Source organism: Flavobacterium riviphilum (assembly GCF_055231795.1).
The window spans coordinates 1-21,132 of the sequence record NZ_JBUYSY010000022.1 but is presented as its reverse complement, the minus strand read 5'-3'; the positions used below and the strand labels follow the sequence as shown (position 1 = coordinate 21,132).

Below are 21,132 nucleotides of genomic sequence, written 5' to 3'. Positions count from 1 at the left end.
TTTTATAGAAAAGGGTTTCTGGGTTTCCAATTCGTTTTAGGTTCCAAATAGGTGAAGAAATAGGGGAGCAGTTTGTTGATGATTGGATTTTTATGCTCCATAAATCCATACATGATCTCTGGTTTTGCTCCAACCGAACTTTTGATTTCTAAGGCTGTTCGTGCAAAATTTATTTTTTGGAAATGCTTTTTAATTGAATAAGCTATCATGTCGTAAAGCATGTTTAAGTACAACATTTTTTCTCTTTGAATACCTTCGTCATAACCAAGAAAATAGGTATCCATAGCTGAGCCATTTTTTATTAATGTATTAAAGCCGATGAGTTGATCATTAATAAAGTAACCATACAGTAGAAAATCATCTTTCCATTGCCTTTTTAAATCACTAAAATGGTGTCGGGATAAGAAAAAAGAATTGAACGGAGCGTTTTTGGCTACATGATAATATAGATCATATAGTGTGGCTTCGTTGGCTTCAATTTCGGCCAAGTTCATTTTTTTTTTGCTAATTCCTTGTGCTTTTTTTCGTGCTCTTTTGTATTGATCACGGTACTTTTTTGACAGAGCTTTGATGTAGTCGTCTTCTGTTTTCCAATGGTTTTCAATACTAAAAATCATGTTTGGCTGAGTTGAGAATTCGAAAACAGAGCTAAAACGAGTTTTTTTTATTTTTTGTACAGTCGATGGGCTAAAATCCTTAAAAGTATGAAGATGAATAGAAATTCCTTCTTTTCTGAGTAGGGTCTCAATAGCCGTTCTGGCTTTCAAAAGTGTGGCGATTCCATCTTCAAAAGGAATGGCTTCTGAAAAAACGAATGCATTTTGACCGGTTAACATGCAGTTGCCAAGAAACAAAACATGAGAAGCAAATCGTTTGAATAAAAAGTTACGAAGTAGTGTTTTTAAGCATTTGTCTCTTTCTCCAAAGGATTCTAATTTTTTTAAATCTAAAAACTGACTCAACGCAATACCCACCAGTTGATTTTCTTTGAAGAGGCCTATGAAAAAGCACTTCATATTGGTAGGGCAGGAATGATCTAAGATTTTAAAATAATCGCATTTTAAAAAAATAGTTGTTTTTGCAATACTATCCCAATTTTCAGGAAGTTCGCTAGTTGATTGGTATATTTTGAAAGTTAAACGAGTGTGCAAATGGATTCATTTTGAATGGGGAGCAAATTTAATCTAAAAAGTCAAATTTGAATCGATTTTTAGAACAAAAGACTGCATACTGGTATGATAAGAAGCGTTTCTGTTATTTTGAAACGCCTCTATATTACTTTATACCCAGCCGCAAATTAGGGCTCCCATTAGGGTTAAAGTAAGGATCCAGTACCCACTATTTATAGCAATATATTTCCAAGATTTCCTTTCAAACAGGCCATTAATTCCAATTATAGGAAATGCAAAAAACAATCCAGAGAGCAATCCGTGTAAGGCGCCATGTTTAAAGGTTCTGAAAGCGGTTCCATAATCGGTCATAAAAGCGGTAAACGATGGTAAGGCTTCGCTTGCTTTTGTTGGGCCACCAACCATGCCTACCGCACCCATTTGGTGGATAGTAAGGGTCATTGTAATTGTAGTAATTCCAAGCGAAAAGAGATAGGTCAAAACGAAAATCTGGAGTAAATTTCCAGTTTTAAGTTGGTCCTCTGTTAGTCCGGCTTCTCGCATCCAGATGGTGCCAAATATTTTTGGATGATACCATATAAAACCAGTAACTAAAGTGGTAATTGCGGTTAAAAGTAAGGCTAAATAATTCATTTCCATAAGTTATTTGTTTTTAGGTTGTTAGGTGTAAAAATATGAAAAATCCATTTATGAAGAATAATTATTTGTAAGACTAAATTTCTTAATTTAAAAAATGCTGTATTTCGTCGATTTTTTTTGCATTTCACCTTCAATTGTGCTAATTTTAAAAAATAAATTTAAGTTTGATTTAACATTTATGAAAAAAGGAATGCTATTGTTTTTGTTGACATTTTCCGTTTATGTGCATGCGTCGGTGTCAATGGAAGAGAAGAAAGCTTTAGTACAATTGTTTGAGGCGACCAATGGGGTTCAATGGAAACACAAATGGAATTTAGCGGAACCTGTACAAAGTTGGCATGGGGTACGTCTAGAAAATGATAAAGTAGTAGCGATAGATTTATCTAATAACAATCTTACTGGCGAAATACCTGTAGCAATAGGAGAGTTGAAGTATCTAAAAAGCTTGAATTTAGCAGCTAATTCTATAAAAGGGTCGTTGCCAAAAAGTATTGGCAAATTACGTTTTTTAGAATATTTTGATGTTTCTAAGAATAAGTTAACCGGAGCAATCCCAACGACTGTAGGGGCATTATCTTGTTTGAAACAATTGGTTCTTGATATGAATATGCTGAGCGGATCGCTACCGAATGAATTAGGAAAGTTATCACAATTAGAAAAATTGTCAATGAGTAACAATGAATTGGAAGGGACAATACCCAATGTGTTGTTCACACTTCGAAGTTTAAAAGTGATTCGTTTGAATAGTAATCGATTACAAGGTGAATTGCCCTCTGATATTGCGCAACTTAAAAATTTGGAAACCTTATACTTGTTTGATAATGCCTTAATGGGGTTGATTCCTAAAGAATTAGAATCATTGAAAAAATTAAGAGAGTTAAATATTTCTTATAATCATTTTAGAGGGTCTGTGTCTCAAAAATTAGTCGAGAAAGATTTTTTAGATTTAACGATGTTGACCTCAAATGGTAAGGTACTCGTTTTAGAAACAATTTGAGTTTTATATTTGTATTACAATTTAGTTAATCATAACCTGCTTCGGCAGGTTTTTTGTTGCATTTAGGTGTGATTCAGTTTCAACACTTGATTAGTAAAAAAAAACACCAACTTTTTCAAGTGGTGTTTTCTAGTAGCGGGAACAGGACTCGAACCTGTGACCTTCGGGTTATGAGCCCGACGAGCTGCCTACTGCTCTATCCCGCGATGTGCGTTTTGTAATCTCAATAAAATTTACCTAGTAGCGGGAACAGGACTCGAACCTGTGACCTTCGGGTTATGAGCCCGACGAGCTGCCTACTGCTCTATCCCGCGTTGTTTCGGGTGCAAATGTACAACATTTTTATTGAAATCCAATCCCTAGTATTAAAAAAATGTTTTATTTCGTCTATTGACTTGATATGGCTACCTTTGCAGGATAAATATATTTGAAATGACACATAAAGCCGGTTTTGTAAATATAATTGGAAATCCCAATGTGGGGAAATCTACTTTGATGAATGCCTTTGTAGGGGAAAGATTGTCTATTATTACCTCTAAAGCACAAACCACTCGACATAGAATTTTAGGAATTGTTAATGGAGACGATTTTCAATTGATATTATCCGATACTCCTGGTATTATTAAGCCTGCCTACGAAATGCAAGAAGCTATGATGGGCTTTGTAAAGTCGGCTTTTGAGGATGCTGATGTTTTGGTGTATATGGTAGAAATAGGGGAGCAGGAATTGAAAGACGATGCCTTTTTTAATAAAATTATCCATTCTAAAATCCCAGTTTTGTTGTTGTTGAATAAAATTGACAACTCCAATCAAGAGCAATTGGAAGAGCAAGTTGCTTTTTGGACGGACAAAGTGCCGAATGCGGAAATTTACCCAATTTCGGCATTGCAGAATTTTAATGTTCCTGAAGTGTTTCAAAGAATCATTGCCTTGTTGCCAGAATCACCAGCGTATTATCCTAAAGATCAATTGACCGACAAACCCGAACGTTTTTTTGTTAATGAGATTATTAGAGAGAAAATCTTATTGAATTACAGCAAAGAAATTCCGTATGCTGTTGAGATTGTGACCGAAGAATTTGTAGAAACGGATACTATTATTCGAATTCGATCAGTGATTATGGTAGAGCGTGACACGCAAAAAGGAATCATTATTGGTCACAAAGGCGCTGCTTTGAAAAAAGTGGGTATGGAATCGAGAGCAGAATTGGAAACATTTTTTGGCAAACAAATTCATATTGAATTGTATGTAAAAGTGAATAAAAATTGGAGAAGCAATGCCAATATGTTGAAACGTTTCGGGTATAATCAGTAACTATAAGTTAGAAGTGAGAGATTAGAAGTCGGAAGTGAAAAGCAAATTGAAGTTGTTCAATTTTTTATTGAGTTACTATAAATGTGAAATCAGTAGTGGAATTTGTTTCGACTACTGATTTTTTTTTAGCCCAGATCGTAATGGAAACCCCGGAGTGCCAAAAACTAGTAGTTCTTGTGCTGGCAGAGCGACCAACGGAAGCTCCTGCAAGCGCAGTAGAACCACAGTTTTTTGGCGCGAGGAGTTGTAATGGAGAGCTGGATTAGCTCTTGAAAAATAAGATTATTCGATAATTTTTAGGAACACTTTTTCTAAGTCGTTCATTTGTTTTTCGCCATTACTTCTAATTTGTCTAGCGATAACATAAAGTAGGAACCAAGCAAAAACCATCATGGAGAGAACGATGAAATCCGATTGTGTAGGTTCTTTGAGGACATGGTGCGTGTAGGCTATCCCACAAAACACAATAAAAGTGCCAGCAATAATGAAATGTAGAAACATGAAAAACGTCCATAAAGTGGGATCGGGGCCAAAAAGGCCACGGATGTGAGTAGTGGTGTCGGAGGTTTTTTCTAGTTCGAGATGCAAATGGGGCGACCAATATCTTTTTTTATCACCTTTGATGTTCAGCCAAATGTGATAGCCTCTGATTTTGGCATAATAATCGGGCGAATTTTCATGGATAAATTTTTCGAATTTGGACCGAACAATGTCGGTATTTTCGTCGAGGTCTTTATAAAAACGCAGCCTTAAACGAATGTTGTTTTCGGTATTCATAATAGGAAAATAGTGGTTTGGTAGGTTATGTTTTGCTAATATATCAAAAAAATTGATATTCATGGTTTTATGTACTACCTTTGCACCCCAAACCGAGAGTTCGGTTGAATTTGGGATAATTTATTGAATTTCAGCAAAATGAATAATATTGTAGCTATTGTAGGAAGGCCTAATGTAGGGAAATCGACACTTTTTAATCGGTTGATTCAGCGACGAGAGGCCATTGTAGACTCTGTTTCTGGGGTAACTAGAGATAGGAATTATGGAAAAAGTGAGTGGAATGGAAAGGAATTTTCTGTAATAGATACCGGAGGATATGTGCGTGGATCGGATGATATATTTGAAGGAGAAATACGCAAACAAGTCGAATTGGCCATTGATGAAGCCGATGTGATTATTTTTGTGGTGGATGTAGAAGAGGGGATTACTCCAATGGATGAAACGGTGGCTAAGTTGTTGCGAAAAGTAACCAAGCCCGTTTTATTAGCCGTAAACAAGGTGGATAATGCGATGCGTGAGAAAGACGCTGTTGAGTTTTATAATTTGGGATTAGGAGAGTATTTTACATTTGCTAGTATTTCTGGAAGCGGAACGGGGGATTTGTTAGATGCTTTGATTGAGGCTTTTCCAGAAAAACCAGAACCTGTAAAAGTTGAAAAAGAGTTACCGCGTTTTGCCGTGGTAGGACGTCCCAATGCTGGAAAGTCAAGTTTTATTAATGCCTTGATTGGACAAGATCGTTTTATGGTTACAGATATTGCGGGAACAACCCGTGATGCTATTGATACTAAATTTGACCGTTTTGGCTTTGAATTTAATTTGGTTGATACCGCTGGTATTCGTCGTAAAGCTAAAGTAAAAGAAGATTTAGAATTTTATTCGGTAATGCGCTCGGTGCGTGCTATTGAACATGCAGATGTTTGTATTTTGGTGATTGATGCCACTCGTGGGTTTGAAGGACAGGATCAAAGCATTTTTTGGTTAGCAGAGAAAAATAGAAAAGGGGTAGTAATTTTGGTTAATAAATGGGACTTGGTTGAAAAAGATACGATGTCCACTCGCGATTATATAGCCAAAATTCAAAAAGAATTAATGCCTTTTACGGATGTGCCCATTCTTTTTGTGTCCGCTTTGACAAAACAACGTTTGTTGAAAGCTTTGGAAACTACTGTTCAAGTGTATGAAAACAGACAACAGCGTATTCCAACCTCTAAGTTTAATGATTTTATGTTAAAGGTAATCGAAGCCTATCCGCCACCAGCGACTAAAGGTAAATATGTGAAGATAAAATATTGCATGCAATTGCCTACGCCAACACCACAATTTGTGTTTTTTGCTAATTTACCTCAATACGTAAAAGAACCTTACAAACGTTATTTAGAAAATAAAATTAGAGAACAATGGGACTTTGCTGGTGTGCCTATTGATATTTATATTAGAGAAAAATAAAATCGAAAGACTAAAACACTTCAATGTTTTGGTCTTTTTTTTTTGGATTACTTTTTTGCTTACAAGTGTAATTTATGAAAAATGCTCAAGCGGACGATATCTCTATCAAAGTAATCCACTCCAGTTGGGCGTTGCTGAAAACTTTTGAGATAGCCTAATTCGATTGCGATGCTTTTGTTGATGCCGCACTGCAAAGCAGCATAAATTCTGTTTTGGTCGAAGGTGTTGTAAATGATGCTTCTTCCTGCATTGACCATGATTTCATCATATACGATAGCCTTTAAATAGTGGTTTTCTTTTTCCCATAAAGGATATTCTGCTTGCAACCGGTAGCGAAAACGCCAACTAAACGTGGTACCTTCTAAAAGTTCTGTTCTGGAAGCATTGTGTATGAATCGTTCTTCAACTTGAAAGCGTTGGTTTAGTGTTACTTTGTTGTAGTTTTTTTTATATGTAATATCTTGTTGTGCTCTGTATTCAGGAATTTCAAAGTCAAAATTTCTGTTAGGATCTTGAGTGTAAACCGAAAAATAGGTAAAGCCACTTCCCACTTCAATAGAAGAATTGATTTTGTGTCTTCCTTGTATTCTAAAGACAAATAGATTTTCTGCAAAGGGTTTCAAAAAAATACGATTGTCAAATTCGGTATGGATGGACCAGCGTGTATCAATGGCTAATTGATTATAATAGCGAGTCCACAATAGACTCTGTTGGTCTGTTTTTTTCGTGGTTTGTGCAGAAGTTAATGCGCTTAGGATGAAGCATAAGCTTGAAAGGAAATGTTTCAATTTTTTTTTTTTGAACAAATATAAAAAACCTTAGAGACTACTTTTGTGTTTTTTTAAAATATTGAATAATGAAGTGAGCTGTTGCAAAGAGCACAGCTCATTTCATATAAAATAAGCAGGTTTGAAAACACTATAAGGAATACTTTAAAGTGATGCCATAGGTTCTTTGATCGCCAAGAACTGCGGCATAGTGCCCTGCATTTCCGCCAGCAGGAAGTAATTGCTCGTAGTAATCTTTATCGAATAAGTTACGGCCCCAAATATAAGCTGATAAACCATCAGTAACACGGAAACCTAAACGACCATTAAATATCGCATAACCTGGTACTACCAAATATTTTGATGCCGATGGGCTTGAAGAGAATTCAGAACGAGCAAAACTTTCCAAAGCGATGAAGAACTTACCAATGCTTCCGAAGAATTTAGCATTTTTAGTGTATTCCCCTCCAAAGCTTCCTGCCCATTTAGAAACCCCAGGCAAGTCTGTTCCAGAAACATCTTTAAATGATACAGCAGCTCCAGTTTCTTCCAATGGCAATGGTGCATTAGTGAATTTGACATATTTTCCATCACTATAAGTAGCGGCAGCATTAAAGCTAAAGTGTTTGTTTAGTGAAAAACTTGCGTCTAATTCTACACCTTTAACTCTCACTTTGTCGGCATTAGCTAGATAGCCTCGATTTACCCCTAATTCAGACGCTTGTACATTGGTTTGGAAATCTTTAATTTCTGTATCAAAGTAGGTCAAGTTTAAAACTGAATTTTTAATAGGTGAAGTTTTTATACCGAATTCATAATGGTTTACACTTTCGGGTTTAATTACTGCAAGATCAAGAGCTGGTTGACCAGCAATAGTTGGAAGCCCTGCAACGTTCACACCAACCGGTTTGTAGCTTTTGGCATAGGTAGCATAAGCGTTAATTTTATCGGTTACTTTATAGTTCACGGTTAAATTTCCTGAAAAGTAGGTATCATCAGTGCTTGAAGTAAATGATTGGTCTGTATAAACCAGTCTTTTAAGTGCAAGTAATGCAGGATCAGTAGTCTGAAGACCTCCGTACGTTTTACGGTCGTAATCGGCAGCTTTTTTGTCATAATTATATCGTAAACCAGGGAGTACGTGTAATTTCTCAGTAATTGCCCAATCCAATTGAGTAAATACAGCAGCACTTGTTGAACGAACATTTGAGTTGGTTCTTATACCATATCCTTCAAAAAGACCTGGTGTTCTCCATAATGCGCTAGTAGTACTTTGAGCAAATCGCCATTGTGCCTTTCCTGATTCTTCATTTCCTCTTACTTTTACTTCTTGGTCAATGTAAAACACTCCTACTACACTACTCAAAGATGAGGTCAATTGTCCTGCATAACGTACTTCTTGTGTAAATTGTGTATGTCTGGCAGGATTTTGAGATAATGCCAAAACTTGTAAACCAGTGAAATCTCTATCATTTGATGGATCCCAATTCCAGAATCTCCAAGCTGTTGTTGAGGTAAGTGTTCCACTACCAATTTTTGTATCAATATTTAAAGAGGCGCCACCTAAATCTTGTCCTGATCGCCAAGGGGTGTCGTGATCAATCTTACGGTCAAAAGCATTCAAGCTAGGAAGTTTATAATTTAAATCGGCAATTATGGCGTCAAATTGGCGGTAAGCCGCTCTTTTTGTAGGAGCAACACCAGCAACTACTTGGGCATAGCCATCAGGACGTTGCAAAGTGATGTCTGCTGCGAATAGAATGTTTGTTCTATCAGAAGGAGTATACAGTAATTGACCTCTAATTCCTTGATTGTTCAATGTATTAGTTGCTCTTCCTGTTACAATATTTTCGATTAATCCATCACGTTGAGTACCAGAGAATGATATTCTACCAGCAATTTTTGAACTCAAAGCTCCCGTAATAGAGGCTTTGGCTTGAATGAACTGGTAGTTGCCATAACTCACTTCAAAATCAGCACTTGAAGTAAAGCTAGGTTTGCGAGACGTAATGTTAAATGCTCCCGAAGTTGTGTTTTTTCCAAACAATGAACCTTGTGGACCACGTAATACTTCAATTCGATCTACGTCTATAAAATCAAGAGTAGTTGCTGCTGGTCTGGCATAATAAACGCCATCAACATAGAATCCAACTCCAGGATCGATACCGTCATTTGTCAACCCAAATGGAGATCCCAAACCACGAATGTTAATTCCAGTATTTCTTGGATTGGAAGAATACAATTGTACAGAAGGTACCAATTCTTTAAGACGATTCACGTTGAATGCTCCAGCTTGTTCCGCTTGTTTACCTGTTACAACTGAAATGGCGATTGGAATATCTTGGGCTTTTTCTATTCTACGTCTTGAGGTAACCACTACCTCAGATAATACTTTTTCCTCTCCAGTAGAGATATTTATTTGTAATGGTTTTGCATTAGTAGGTAATTCGGTGATTTTAATCTCTTTTGTATTAAAACCAGCGTATTGTACAATAATTGTAAATGGTAATGCTTTGGCTTGAATGGAAAACTTACCATTAACATCTGAAGTTGTGCTATTAGTAGTTCCTTTTACAAATAGATTGACACCTTCAATAGGTGCGTTGTCATCGTTTTTAACCTCTCCCTCTAAAAGATTCTGGCCATAAGAAGTTGAGAAGATTAAGATTAAAACTAAAGTCGAAAGTGTTTTTGTATAGATGTTTTTCATAAGTATATAAATTATATGTAAATAGTAGAATTAAATAGTAATTTTTTTTAAACTAACACATACACATCATACAATTATTGATTGTAACTATTGATAATCGTTTCTTCTTTTTTAGTTTCTCACTTGAATAAGCATTCTTTTGATTGGTTTTCATTGTAGTCTTATTTTGGATTTGATTATTGTCGGGAGCAAATATATAATATAAATTCTATAAAATTAGTAGGGTTAAAAATATTTTTAATTTTTTGTTAAAAAGTATACTCTGACAGAAAAGTTTTTGGCTTTGTTTTCTGTTTTTAATGAAAAAAAAACAGCGCAATGTACTATCATTGCGCTGTTCTTTTATGCTTTTTAGAAATGGTTTTGATGCTATAGTAAAAGAAGATTACTATTTAAAATTACCAACTTCCGCTTGATCCTCCACCAGAGAATCCGCCTCCACCAAATCCGCCACCGAATCCGCCACCGCCAAAACCTCCGCCAGAAGAACCACCAAATCCACCTCCGCCGCCACGGCCCAGATTGCTCAGAATAATAACATCTAATAAGCTAGGACCAAATCCATCACCTCTATTGCCGTGATTTCCGCCTCCGCCACCTCTTCGGTTTTTAGAGAAAATAATCAATAGGACAATCACAATGAATATCAGGGGTAGAATTGGGAAACTACTTTGAGGCGTTTTTTTACGTTCTCCTTTGTATTTGCCTTTGAAAACATCAAATAGTGCATCAGCTCCTTTGTCGATGCCTCTGTAATAACTACCCGCTTTGAATTCAGGTATGATGATGTTTCTGATAATTTCTCCACCAATTCCTGCAGTGAGGCGGTCTTCCAGTCCGTAACCAGGATTTATGGCGATTTTTCGGTCATTTTTGGCAACTAATATAATGACCCCATTATCTTCTTTAGCCTGACCAATTCCCCAAGTATGTGCCCAATTGGTAGCTAATTGATTCACGTCCTCGTTTTTCAAACTTTCAATTGTGATCACTACAATTTGAGTGGTAGTCGAATCAGAATAACGAACTAATTTTTCTTCGAGTTGTGTTTTTTCATTGGCACTAAATAAGTTGGCATAATCATAGACCGAAGTTTGGAAACTAGGTTTCTCCGGAATGGTAAATTGTGCAAAAGTGCATTGAAACGTTAATAATGCAATCAACAAAAGGCGCATTCGAAAAATTCCTTTGGAATTTATGGATTGAATATTGGAATTTTTCATAGGTTATCCTTTAGAAATTTCGTTTGATAATTCGTTGGTGTTTCCTTCCTGCCAGGGGAAATATTTTTTGAGTTGTTCTCCAGCATTTAAAATACCATCAACCAACCCCTGTTTGTAATTGCCTAATTTGAATTGTTTTATCATAGCATCGCGAGTGCAGTCCCAAAAATCGGGTGCCACAACCTCATTGATGCCTTTGTCGCCACAAATCACAAAGGTTTTATCAGCAACGGCAAGGTAAATCAAAACCCCGTTTTTTAATTGAGTGGCATCCATGTTAAGGTCATGAAAAACCTCTTTCGCACGATCATATGCGTCTTTTGACGAGGATTCTTCAATGTGCACCCGAATTTCACCCGAGGTGTTTTTTTCGGCCAAACGAATAGCTTCAACAATTGCTTCTTCTTCTTCCTTGGTTAAAAAGTCTTCTACTTTTGACATGGAAATGGTTTTTTTAATACACAGATTTCACCAATAGTATTTGATGGATTGATGAAATCTGTGTGGATTTTTTGTTTTTATAACACAAAGTCGTCTTCAACTAAATGAAGAGATTGTTTAGAATTTTACTTCTACAGGTTTGCTAGCACCTTCTACAGCTTGGAAATACGCTTTTTCTTTGAAACCAAACATACCAGCAAAGATAGAGTTAGGGAACGTTTTGATGTGAGTGTTATAAGGCTTAACGGCCTCATTAAAACGCGTTCTTGCGGTTAAAATTTGATTTTCTGTACTAGCTAATTCGTCTTGTAGTTTCAAGAAATTGGCATTCGCTTTTAAATCTGGATATCTTTCAACACTAACCAATAATTTAGATAATGAAGAAGAAACACCTGATTGTGCTGAATTGAAAGCTGCTAATTGTTCTGGAGTAATGTTAGTTGGGTCTACAGTAACCGAAGTCGCTTTGGCACGAGCTTCAATAACAGCTGTTAGCGTGCTTTTTTCGAAATCAGCGGCTCCTTTTACAGTATTCACAAGGTTGCCAATTAAGTCATTTCTTCTTTGGTAAGCCGTGTTTACATTTCCCCATGCTTCGTTGATGGTTTGTTCGTAACCAACAGCCGTGTTGTTAATTCCTTTGACCCAGCTATAGATTCCAAATACTACTACTGCTCCAATAATCCAAGGCAAAAATCGTTTCATAATGTTTGATTTTAAAGTTAATTTTTAGGTTAAAAATTTAATTGAATACTAAGTTTTGTTTTAAAGTTCTTTTTTGATTTGTAAAAGTTGCGCTTTGATGGTTTCCAGTTTTTGGATGATTTCAAATTTGTCCAACGTTTTCTTTTGACCTTCCTTTAAATGGGTTTTGGCGCCTTCCAAAGTAAAACCTCTTTCTTTGACCAAATGATAAATCAATTGTAAGTTTTTGACATCTTCTGGGCTAAACATTCGGTTGCCTTTAGCATTTTTTTTGGGTTTTAAAATATCAAATTCACTGTCCCAAAATCGGATTAAAGAAGCGTTAACGCTAAATGCTTTGGCGAGTTCGCCGATGCTGTAATATCGTTTTCCGGGAGTTAGTTCTATGTGCATTATTCTTTAGTTGCTTTTTTAGGGTATAAATTACAATTTTTTTCTGTCTAATCTTAATCTAATGATTGATTTTCTTGATTGGCGGCATTTGAAATGGCTACATATTCTACAGCAGTTATGCTTCCGTAATAATAATTTAACGGATTAACAACGGTATTGTTTTTATGGACTTCATAGTGCAAGTGCGGAGCCTCAGATCGACCGGTGCTTCCCACTAATCCAATCACATCACCTCTTTTTACCCGTTGTCCACGTTTGCATTTGTATTGGCTCAAATGAGCGTACAGCGTTTCGTATCCGTATCCATGTCGAATCACAATGTGGTTCCCGTATCCCGAGGCCGAATTATCTGCTTTGACCACAACGCCATCGCCACTCGCATAAATAGGAGTGCCTGTTTTTGCTGTAAAATCCATGCCTTTGTGCATTTTTCTTGCTTTGGTAAACGGATCCGTTCGATAACCATAACCCGAGGCCACTCGTTTTAAATTTTCATTTCTCACGGGCTGAATAGCTGGGATTGAGGATAAAAATTCTTGCTTAGCTTCGGCCAATTTTAATATTTTATCCAACGATTGGGATTGTACGGCCAACTGTTTGCTTAAAATATCTACTTTTTCGGTGGTCGAAACCACTAATTGGGAATTATTATAGCCCAATAAAGCCGCATAGCGATTTTTGTCTTTCTTCACAGATTTTCTCTCTTCATCCTCTATGGGGGTGATATTAAAGTATGTTCGATACAAGTTGTTGTCCCGCTCGGATAATTTATCCGCTACAGTTTGTAATTCTTCTAGTTTTTTGTTCAAAACCGCATAATTAAGTTTCAAATGTTCAATCTCCCTTGCCTGTTTTCGGTCATTTGGTGTTTTAAAGTAAGGCACATTCAATAACACCACAAAACATAAAAAACCAAACAAGGCAGAGGCAACCAAAAACAATACAGTAAACCCAATTTTTCTCCTTTTGGTAGGGACGATTTTTCTAAAGGCCAATTTTTCAGAATCGTAATAATATTTTACTTTCGCCATATTTTAAAATACCCTATTTTTGCAAGCTGTAAATCAATTAGTCGAACAAATTTATGAAATGTTTCAGTTGTTCTTCTAAAATTTACCTTAAATATAATTTGGGCCTAATCCAGCTATTCGTTGCAAGTTCTCGGTTACAAGCCTTTTTTTTCTAGCCATGTCAGGAGCTTCCTTTGGTCGCTCTGCCAAAGCAAGAAAAAAATAGCCTTCTAATCCTCAAAGCTTTCCACTACTATCTGGGGCAGTTTTAGATTGAGAGATTTAAGAATGAGAAGTTTAAATGATTGGGAGGAAGATTCCATTTTTCATATAATTCACTTTTTATTCTTTTTTTAATTTTTCAATCTTTCAATCTTTAAATTTTAAATTTTAAAATGAAATCACAAGACGTACGTAAACAATTTTTAGATTTTTTCGAAAGCAAAGGGCATTTAATTGTTCCTTCTGCGCCTATCGTTCTTAAAGACGATCCAACCTTGATGTTTAATAATTCAGGAATGGCGCAATTCAAAGAATATTTTTTGGGTCTAGGAACGCCAAAAAGCCAACGTATTGCCGATACTCAAAAATGTTTGCGTGTTTCAGGAAAACATAATGATTTAGAGGAAGTAGGTATCGATACCTATCACCACACGATGTTTGAAATGTTGGGGAACTGGTCTTTTGGTGATTACTTCAAAAAAGAGGCTATTCACTGGGCTTGGGAATTATTAACAGAAGTATACAAGATAGATAAAGACATTCTTTACGTAACCGTTTTTGAAGGAAGCGTTGAGGAAAATGTTCCTTTCGATCAAGAGGCTTATGATATTTGGAAAACCTTAATCGCTGAGGACCGAATTTTATTAGGAAATAAAAAAGACAATTTCTGGGAAATGGGAGATCAAGGTCCATGTGGTCCTTGTTCCGAAATTCACGTAGATATTCGTTCAGCAGAAGAGAAAGCTTTAGTTCCAGGTAAAGAATTAGTGAATGCCGATCATCCTCAAGTGGTTGAAATCTGGAATAACGTATTCATGGAATTCAATCGTAAAGCCGATGGTTCTTTGGAGAAATTACCAGCACAACACGTTGATACTGGTATGGGATTTGAGCGTCTTTGTATGGTTTTACAAGGGGTGCAATCGAATTATGATACCGATGTGTTTACTCCGCTAATTAGAGAAATCGAAACCATCACGGGGACCAATTATACCATTAAAGCTTCAAACGAAGCGGAAGAGAAAGTAAATATTGCGATTCGAGTAATTGCTGATCACGTTCGTGCAGTTGCTTTTGCTATTGCTGATGGTCAGTTGCCATCCAATACAGGTGCTGGATATGTAATTCGTAGAATTTTACGTCGTGCTATTCGTTACGGTTTTACTTTCTTGAATACCAAAGAACCGTTTATCTATAAGTTAGTGGATACGTTAAGTGCTCAAATGAGTGCTTCTTTCCCTGAAATTCGTTCTCAAAAAGCGCTATGTTCTAACGTAATTCGTGAAGAAGAAAGTTCATTTTTGCGAACGCTAGATCAAGGTTTGGTTTTGCTAGATGCAGTGATTGGCAACAATCAAAACAAAGTGATTGATGGTAAAAAAGCCTTTGAATTGTATGATACCTATGGATTTCCAATCGATTTGACGGCTTTGATTCTTTCCGAAAAAGGATTGCAATTAGACGAAAAAGTTTTTGAAGAACAATTACAATTGCAAAAAGAACGTTCTCGTGCGGCTTCAAAAGTTACGGCTGGTGATTGGAACGTAATTGTAGAAGATGATATTCAAGAGTTCGTAGGCTATGACCGTTTGCAACATCAAGTAAAAATCACTAAGTACCGTAGAGTAGAAAGTGTAAAAGAAGGAGAAATCTTCCAATTAGTTTTTAATTCTACTCCTTTTTATGGGGAAAGTGGTGGACAAACAGGCGATAAAGGGTATCTAGAAGCTAGTAATGGCGACATTACCTACATCATTGATACTAAAAAAGAGAACAATCAAACGATTCACTTGGCAAAATCATTGCCTGATAATTTAACCGATACTTTCCAAGCGATTGTAGATGTGAAGCAAAGAGCAAGAACGTCTTCTAATCATACCGCAACGCACTTGTTGCATCAAGGTTTGAGAAAAGTGTTAGGAACACATATTGAACAAAAAGGTTCTATGGTGCGTTCGGCTTCTTTACGTTTTGACTTCTCGCACTTCTCTAAAGTGTCAGACGAAGAATTGAAAGAAGTAGAAAACTTTGTAAACGCTCGTATTCGTCAAAGTTTACCATTGATAGAGAAACGTGGTATTCCAAAAGAACAAGCATTAGAAGAAGGTGCTATCGCTTTGTTTGGAGAAAAATATGGCGACTTGGTTCGTATGATTAAGTTTGGAGATTCAGTAGAGCTTTGTGGAGGAACACACGTGGCGAATACTTCTGAGATTTGGCATTTCAAAATTGTTTCTGAAGGTGCTGTTGCTGCAGGAATTCGCCGAATTGAAGCGATTACAAGTGAAGCGGCTAAGGATTTCTTTGAATCGCAATTGATTACTTTTGGAGAAATGAAAGAAGTGTTGAAAAATCCAAAAGACCCAATCAAAGCCATTTATGGATTGCAAGACGAAAATGCTCAGTTGAAAAAGCAAATAGAAGCCTTGCTAAAAGACAAAGCCAAAAATATGAAAGGCGAATTAGCCGCTGCTTTTCAAGAAGTAAACGGCGTTAAATTCTTAGCGCAAAAAGTAGATTTAACTGCTGAAGGTGCCAAAGATTTGGTGTATGAATTAGGAAATTTAGGTAACAATATTTTCATTGTTTTGGCTACTGTAAATGAAGACAAACCAATGTTGACCTGCTATATTTCTAAAGAATTAGTAGCTGATAAAAATCTAAATGCTGGACAAGTAGTTCGCGAATTAGGGAAATACATCCAAGGAGGCGGAGGAGGACAGCCGTTCTTCGCTACAGCTGGTGGAAAGAACGCAGCTGGTGTTCCTGAAGCATTAGAAAAAGCTATTGAGTTTGTGAAGTAGTTCGCTAATCTTTTAGACAATATTTTCTCGCAATGACGCAGAGTCGCAAAGTGTTTATTGAATAACTATTTGATAAGCTATAAAATTTGTTACTCTGCGTCTTTTTTTATTTTATGAATAAATGGCGTTATTTTTTTTGAAGGAATTTTAGTATTTTGTGTCAAAATTACAAATATGACTGAAAATGAAATTTCTAGAATTGTTGTTGATGTTTCGTATAAGATTCATACTAAACATGGGCCGGGATTGTTGGAGTCAGTTTATGAAGCTATACTTTATTATGAGTTGATTAATAGAGGATTAAAAGTTGAAAGACAGAAACCATTACCAGTAATTTGGGATGAAGTATTTTTAGATATAGGTTTTAGAACTGATTTGATTATTGAAGAAAAAGTGATTATTGAAATAAAATCGGTTGAACAAATAGCTAATGTCCATCCTAAACAACTTTTGACCTATTTGAAAATAGCTGGAATGAAATTAGGGTTGTTGATTAATTTTAATGAATCATTGATTAAAAACGGAATTACAAGAATTGTGAATAATCTTTAGCCAATAACTCTTTGTTTAAGGATTATTTCTCTCAAGGATTTTACTAAATTTATTTCACAAAGGCGCTAAGGGGCAAAAATTGAGTTGTATTTTCTTTGCGACTTTGTGACTTTGCGAGAAAATGAGTTTTAAACTATTTTTATTTTCAATGATCAAAACTTGAGAGAAAATCTATGAACTTTACAACGAAAATACCCATTTCCCAAAATATCAAGCCAATAGATTATAACTCTAAAATTGTTTCTTTTGGTTCCTGTTTTGCTGAAAACATAGGCGGTAAATTTGAGTATTTTAAGTTTCAAAATACTACTAATCCATTCGGGATTATTTTCAACCCCGTTTCTATTGCAAAACTTATAGAGAGAGTGGTGGTGCAACGCTATTTCACCGAGGAAGATGTTTTTTTCTTCAACGAAAGATGGTATTGTTATGAGGTGCATTCAGATTGTAGTACCGCTACTTCTGAAGCACTATTGGATAATTTGAACCAACTTCTTTTAGATACCCAAAAGCAATTGCAAGAGGCGACTCATATTATTATTACTTATGGTACTTCGTGGGTGTATAGACATATTGAAACCAATGAAATTGTAGCGAATTGCCATAAAGTACCACAAAAGCAATTTACCAAAGAGTTGTTGTCTGTTGATACCATCCAAAAATCGATTCAAAACACAGTCTCTTTGATTGCAACCCTAAATCCAAAATGTAATTTCATTTTTACTGTATCGCCTGTACGGCATCTTAAAGACGGTTTTGTCGAAAATCAAGTAAGTAAAGCGCATTTGATTGCGGCTATTTATAGCTTTTTACAAGAATCGGAAGTAGTTCCCCCTTCGGGGGCTAGGGGGCTTTTTCCCAGCTACGAAATCATGATGGACGAGCTTAGAGATTATCGTTTTTATGCCGATGATATGATACATCCTAGTTCGTTGGCGATTGAATATATCTGGGAACGTTTTGCAGCCACTCAAATTGACGACAAGGCAAAAGTTACCATGGAATTGGTTGAGGCCATACAAAAAGGCTTGGCGCATCGTCCTTTTAATCCCAATTCAGAAAGCCATCAAAAGTTTGAGGCAAATCTGAAAGAAAAAATAGCTACATTAGAGGCACAGTATTCATTTATGAAATTTTAGTTATGTTGAAACGCATTTTAATTGGAGTTGGAATAGTAGTTATTGGCTTGTTGTTGTTCAAATACTGCGATTTTAAAAAAGAAAAAGAAGACGAGTTCGATTACAATACGAATCTCATTCAGCAACAAATCCTAAATGTGGGTAAATTGGTGGTGACCGAAGGACATTTTTCAGAAGTCATCACGTTTAAGAATTCGAATAAGTACTTTTTGGATATGATTTCTTTTGAAAAAAAGGCGATCGTAGTGGTGAATGCTAAAGTCACTGTCGCTTATGATTTGCATCAAATGAAATACGATATCGATGAAAAAAACAAAACCATAACGATTCTTTCCATTCCAAAAGAAGAGATTTCGATTTATCCTGACATCCAATATTATGATGTAGAGCAAAGCAAACTCAATGAATTCACAGGAGCCGATTACAACAAAATCAATAAAACGGTTAAAACCAGAATGGCTCAAAAAGTAGATAAATCGACATTGAAAACCAATGCTAAAAATCGTTTGGTAAGCGAAATCTCTAAAATGCTCATCTTGACGAATTCTTTGGGCTGGAAACTACAATACAACGGTGAAGTCATCGAAAATGAAAGCCAGCTAAAACAGGATTTGAAGTTGTAAGTTTTGTTTTAACACGAATATCACGAATTGACACGAATCATTAGAATTTAATTTGTGCTAATTCGTGATATTCGTGTTTGTAAATTTTAGTGAACGGTTTCCTCTTTTTCAAAAATCAATTCCAAACCATTCGAAATTAATTGAGCTACTTCAGGACGTTGTTTTTTGAGATTATCTAAATGTGAAAGAATCTCGTTAAGCAATTGCGTTTCGTTTCTTGCTTTTAAAAGTTCTGCCAATTCTACACAAAGCAACCAATCATTAGAATGTTCTTCTTTTAATTTTTCAAAAATGGGAGCCAATGAGGTCGTCGTATCTTTTGTCTCGCGGATATTTCGAACAGTATGATACAATACTTCTAAGGCATCTCTTTCTTCTGAGGTTGAAGCTTTGATGGTTTTGCTGCTCGGTACGTGAGCAATCAAATCAAAACTATTCACATCCGCAGGGCCAGAAAAAGCGGAAACTAATTTCTTGCCCACCGCCATATCATAAGTTCCCCATTCTGGACGGAACAGGACTGTATCACCGTGCGTAACCGTACAGTTTTTGAAAGAAATCAAGATGATTTCACCGTGGAGATTTCGTTTCCCAGTTATGATTTCTCCAACTACTTTGATGTTACCTTCAAACTCCAAAGTTGCGGTTTCTCCTTCGTAAATGTCGTATGCTTTTAAGTCACGTGGACTCATATCTTCAATAGCCAGATTGATGCCTTTGAGTTTCCCGATGGGGCTACCAAAACCTTCAAGGTGAGCAGCAGTTCCGTGTCCTACTAATTCTTTTTCACGATTGGCCAAGGCTGTTTTTCCGGTGGTTTGTAGGTAAATGGGTTTGCCTTCGTGTTCGATTACGTTGGTAAAAATACCCGAAATTTGTAAACCAGTACTCAATTCAACGGTTCCCAAAGCTTTGGAATCGATGAGTTTTTTAATACCAGATAAACCGCCTGTTCTCAAAGCCATGGTGTTGGCAAACTCTTCTAAAACCAAACTCAAGTAAGCAAAATCAGGTGTTACATAGAGTTGAGGTTGTACTTTAGTAATATCAAAACTTTGTTGTGCTGCTTCTATAGTATATGGCAGTTTTTTTACGTTATCGGTCATACACCAAGCGCTTTCACCAATGGAAGAAAGCAAACCAGCGCCGTAAATTTTTGGGTTTTCTAATGTGCCAATTAAACCGTATTCCACGGTCCACCAATGTAAGTTTCGGATTTGAGCCATTTCGGAGAGTTCGCCCATATTGTTTTGCAAATCTTCTACTGCTTTTTCAGCAGCTTCTATTTCGCTTTGTGGGGTTCCCTCGGCTTCTTTTAGAATCGATAACAAACGGATGGCTTCATACATTTCGTAATCTTTGTGCGAAGAAATGGCTTTGCAACCAATTTCACCAAAACGACGCAAATATTCCGCATATTCTGGATTGGCAATAATAGGAGCGTGTCCCGCACCTTCGTGGATGATATCAGGAGCTGGTGTGTATTCGATATGTTCTAATTGACGAATATCTGAGGCAATTACCAGTACATTATAGGCTTGAAATTCCATAAAAGCGTTAGGTGGAATAAAACCGTCTACGGCAACCGCTGCCCATCCAATTTCGGACAGTATGCGATTCATACCATACATGCTCGGAATGGAGTCGATTTCGATACCTGTTTTCTTTAACCCATCGAGATAGGAACTGTGAGCAACCTTGGATAGGTAGTCCACGTTTTTGCGCATCACATAGCGCCAAACGGCTTGATTGATGGGCGTGTAGTCTTCGTAATCTTGCGGTTTGATAAACTGTTTCAAATGTTTCGGCAATCGCTCGATTAGGGGATTACTTTCTATTCTTGCATTCATATCGAAATCGGTATAGTTTTTTGTAAAAATACAATTTCGAATGATTATTTTCAGGTTTTTATTGGGAATTTATAGTAAACCATGTGTTTTTATAGGATTTTAACAATGGTTTACTTTTTAAAAAATGTCCAATTAAAACCTCTTTAGCCCCGACAGTAGTGGAAATCCTTTGGTGCCGGGGTTCGGTACCAAAGATTACAGCGGATGGCGGGAACCCATAATGGCTGACAATGCCTTTTGTTTCGCTCCTGATTGTAAGGCTAATTTTCTTAGAGACAAAATGACACAGATTTTCACAGATTAAAAAGACAATGTGTCTTGTAACTATTCAGCTCGTTTTGCTTTGAATTGGCTCCAGCTTTAGCTGATTTTGTAGCTATTCAGCTC

General features: G+C 36.4%; 18 protein-coding genes and 2 tRNA genes. 7 read left to right on the top strand and 13 right to left on the bottom strand.

The window, feature by feature from the left end; all coding sequences use genetic code 11:
- Window positions 1–2: 2 nt before the first annotated feature.
- Both ACZIX2_RS13400 and ACZIX2_RS13395 read right to left on the bottom strand, forming a co-directional pair.
- Window positions 3–1,151: an 8-amino-7-oxononanoate synthase gene (locus tag ACZIX2_RS13400; RefSeq protein WP_463340605.1), complete on the bottom strand. Its 1,149-nt coding sequence runs from the start codon at window positions 1,149–1,151 to the stop codon at window positions 3–5.
- A gap of 129 nt (window positions 1,152–1,280) precedes the next feature.
- A complete protein-coding gene (locus ACZIX2_RS13395) occupies window positions 1,281–1,769 on the bottom strand; it encodes a DUF1761 domain-containing protein (protein WP_463340604.1) in 489 nt (162 codons plus the stop codon).
- Window positions 1,770–1,947: 178 nt separating this feature from the next.
- On the opposite strand from ACZIX2_RS13395, the gene ACZIX2_RS13390 reads away from it, so the two are divergent.
- Complete coding sequence (locus tag ACZIX2_RS13390) at window positions 1,948–2,766, top strand: leucine-rich repeat domain-containing protein (protein ID WP_463340603.1); 819 nt, start codon at window positions 1,948–1,950, stop codon at window positions 2,764–2,766.
- A gap of 133 nt (window positions 2,767–2,899) precedes the next feature.
- Here ACZIX2_RS13390 and ACZIX2_RS13385 read toward each other — a convergent pair.
- Window positions 2,900–2,972 (bottom strand) — tRNA-Met (locus tag ACZIX2_RS13385).
- Between the two features lie 35 nt (window positions 2,973–3,007).
- Window positions 3,008–3,080 (bottom strand) — tRNA-Met (locus ACZIX2_RS13380).
- Window positions 3,081–3,198: 118 nt separating this feature from the next.
- Here ACZIX2_RS13380 and era point away from each other — a divergent pair.
- Window positions 3,199–4,080 (top strand): GTPase Era, encoded by an 882-nt coding sequence (gene era / locus ACZIX2_RS13375; RefSeq protein WP_463340602.1) that lies wholly within the window; start codon window positions 3,199–3,201, stop codon window positions 4,078–4,080.
- Between the two features lie 282 nt (window positions 4,081–4,362).
- Here the strand turns inward: era and ACZIX2_RS13370 are convergent, their stop codons facing one another.
- Window positions 4,363–4,920, bottom strand: coding sequence for a hypothetical protein (locus ACZIX2_RS13370; RefSeq protein ID WP_463340601.1), 558 nt, complete (start codon window positions 4,918–4,920; stop codon window positions 4,363–4,365).
- Window positions 4,921–4,995: 75 nt separating this feature from the next.
- Between ACZIX2_RS13370 and der the strand changes: the two genes are divergently transcribed.
- Window positions 4,996–6,306, top strand: coding sequence for a ribosome biogenesis GTPase Der (der, locus tag ACZIX2_RS13365; RefSeq protein WP_463340600.1), 1,311 nt, complete (start codon window positions 4,996–4,998; stop codon window positions 6,304–6,306).
- A gap of 59 nt (window positions 6,307–6,365) precedes the next feature.
- Here the strand turns inward: der and ACZIX2_RS13360 are convergent, their stop codons facing one another.
- The 7 genes from ACZIX2_RS13360 to ACZIX2_RS13330 all read right to left on the bottom strand — a co-directional run bounded on the left by ACZIX2_RS13360 (window position 6,366) and on the right by ACZIX2_RS13330 (window position 13,576).
- The gene (locus ACZIX2_RS13360; protein ID WP_463340599.1) at window positions 6,366–7,094 is read right to left on the bottom strand and encodes a DUF2490 domain-containing protein; all 729 of its coding nucleotides are present in this window, start codon (window positions 7,092–7,094) and stop codon (window positions 6,366–6,368) included.
- 130 nt (window positions 7,095–7,224) lie between these two features.
- Window positions 7,225–9,783, bottom strand: coding sequence for a TonB-dependent receptor (locus ACZIX2_RS13355; protein ID WP_463340598.1), 2,559 nt, complete (start codon window positions 9,781–9,783; stop codon window positions 7,225–7,227).
- A 398-nt stretch (window positions 9,784–10,181) separates the two neighbouring features.
- A complete protein-coding gene (locus ACZIX2_RS13350) occupies window positions 10,182–11,006 on the bottom strand; it encodes a TPM domain-containing protein (protein WP_463340597.1) in 825 nt (274 codons plus the stop codon).
- A gap of 3 nt (window positions 11,007–11,009) precedes the next feature.
- Window positions 11,010–11,447, bottom strand: coding sequence for a TPM domain-containing protein (locus ACZIX2_RS13345; RefSeq protein ID WP_463340596.1), 438 nt, complete (start codon window positions 11,445–11,447; stop codon window positions 11,010–11,012).
- Window positions 11,448–11,564: 117 nt separating this feature from the next.
- On the bottom strand, window positions 11,565–12,152 hold the full coding sequence (locus ACZIX2_RS13340; protein ID WP_463340595.1) for a LemA family protein: 588 nt from the start codon (window positions 12,150–12,152) through the stop codon (window positions 11,565–11,567).
- Window positions 12,153–12,212: 60 nt separating this feature from the next.
- Window positions 12,213–12,545 carry a MerR family transcriptional regulator gene (locus ACZIX2_RS13335; protein WP_463340594.1) on the bottom strand — a complete coding sequence of 111 codons (333 nt, stop codon included), beginning with the start codon at window positions 12,543–12,545 and terminating at the stop codon, window positions 12,213–12,215.
- Between the two features lie 53 nt (window positions 12,546–12,598).
- On the bottom strand, window positions 12,599–13,576 hold the full coding sequence (locus ACZIX2_RS13330) for a peptidoglycan DD-metalloendopeptidase family protein (protein ID WP_463340593.1): 978 nt from the start codon (window positions 13,574–13,576) through the stop codon (window positions 12,599–12,601).
- 374 nt (window positions 13,577–13,950) lie between these two features.
- Here ACZIX2_RS13330 and alaS point away from each other — a divergent pair, with 374 nt between their 5' ends.
- From alaS to ACZIX2_RS13310, 4 genes are all read left to right on the top strand, one after another.
- Window positions 13,951–16,581: an alanine--tRNA ligase gene (alaS, locus tag ACZIX2_RS13325; protein ID WP_463340592.1), complete on the top strand. Its 2,631-nt coding sequence runs from the start codon at window positions 13,951–13,953 to the stop codon at window positions 16,579–16,581.
- A 174-nt stretch (window positions 16,582–16,755) separates the two neighbouring features.
- Complete coding sequence (locus tag ACZIX2_RS13320) at window positions 16,756–17,133, top strand: GxxExxY protein (protein ID WP_463340591.1); 378 nt, start codon at window positions 16,756–16,758, stop codon at window positions 17,131–17,133.
- 173 nt (window positions 17,134–17,306) lie between these two features.
- Window positions 17,307–18,272, top strand: coding sequence for a GSCFA domain-containing protein (locus ACZIX2_RS13315; RefSeq protein ID WP_463340590.1), 966 nt, complete (start codon window positions 17,307–17,309; stop codon window positions 18,270–18,272).
- 2 nt (window positions 18,273–18,274) lie between these two features.
- Window positions 18,275–18,895 carry a DUF4230 domain-containing protein gene (locus ACZIX2_RS13310; RefSeq protein ID WP_463340589.1) on the top strand — a complete coding sequence of 207 codons (621 nt, stop codon included), beginning with the start codon at window positions 18,275–18,277 and terminating at the stop codon, window positions 18,893–18,895.
- 86 nt (window positions 18,896–18,981) lie between these two features.
- Here the strand turns inward: ACZIX2_RS13310 and ACZIX2_RS13305 are convergent, their stop codons facing one another.
- Window positions 18,982–20,745: an aromatic amino acid hydroxylase gene (locus tag ACZIX2_RS13305; RefSeq protein WP_463340588.1), complete on the bottom strand. Its 1,764-nt coding sequence runs from the start codon at window positions 20,743–20,745 to the stop codon at window positions 18,982–18,984.
- Window positions 20,746–21,132: the final 387 nt, after the last annotated feature.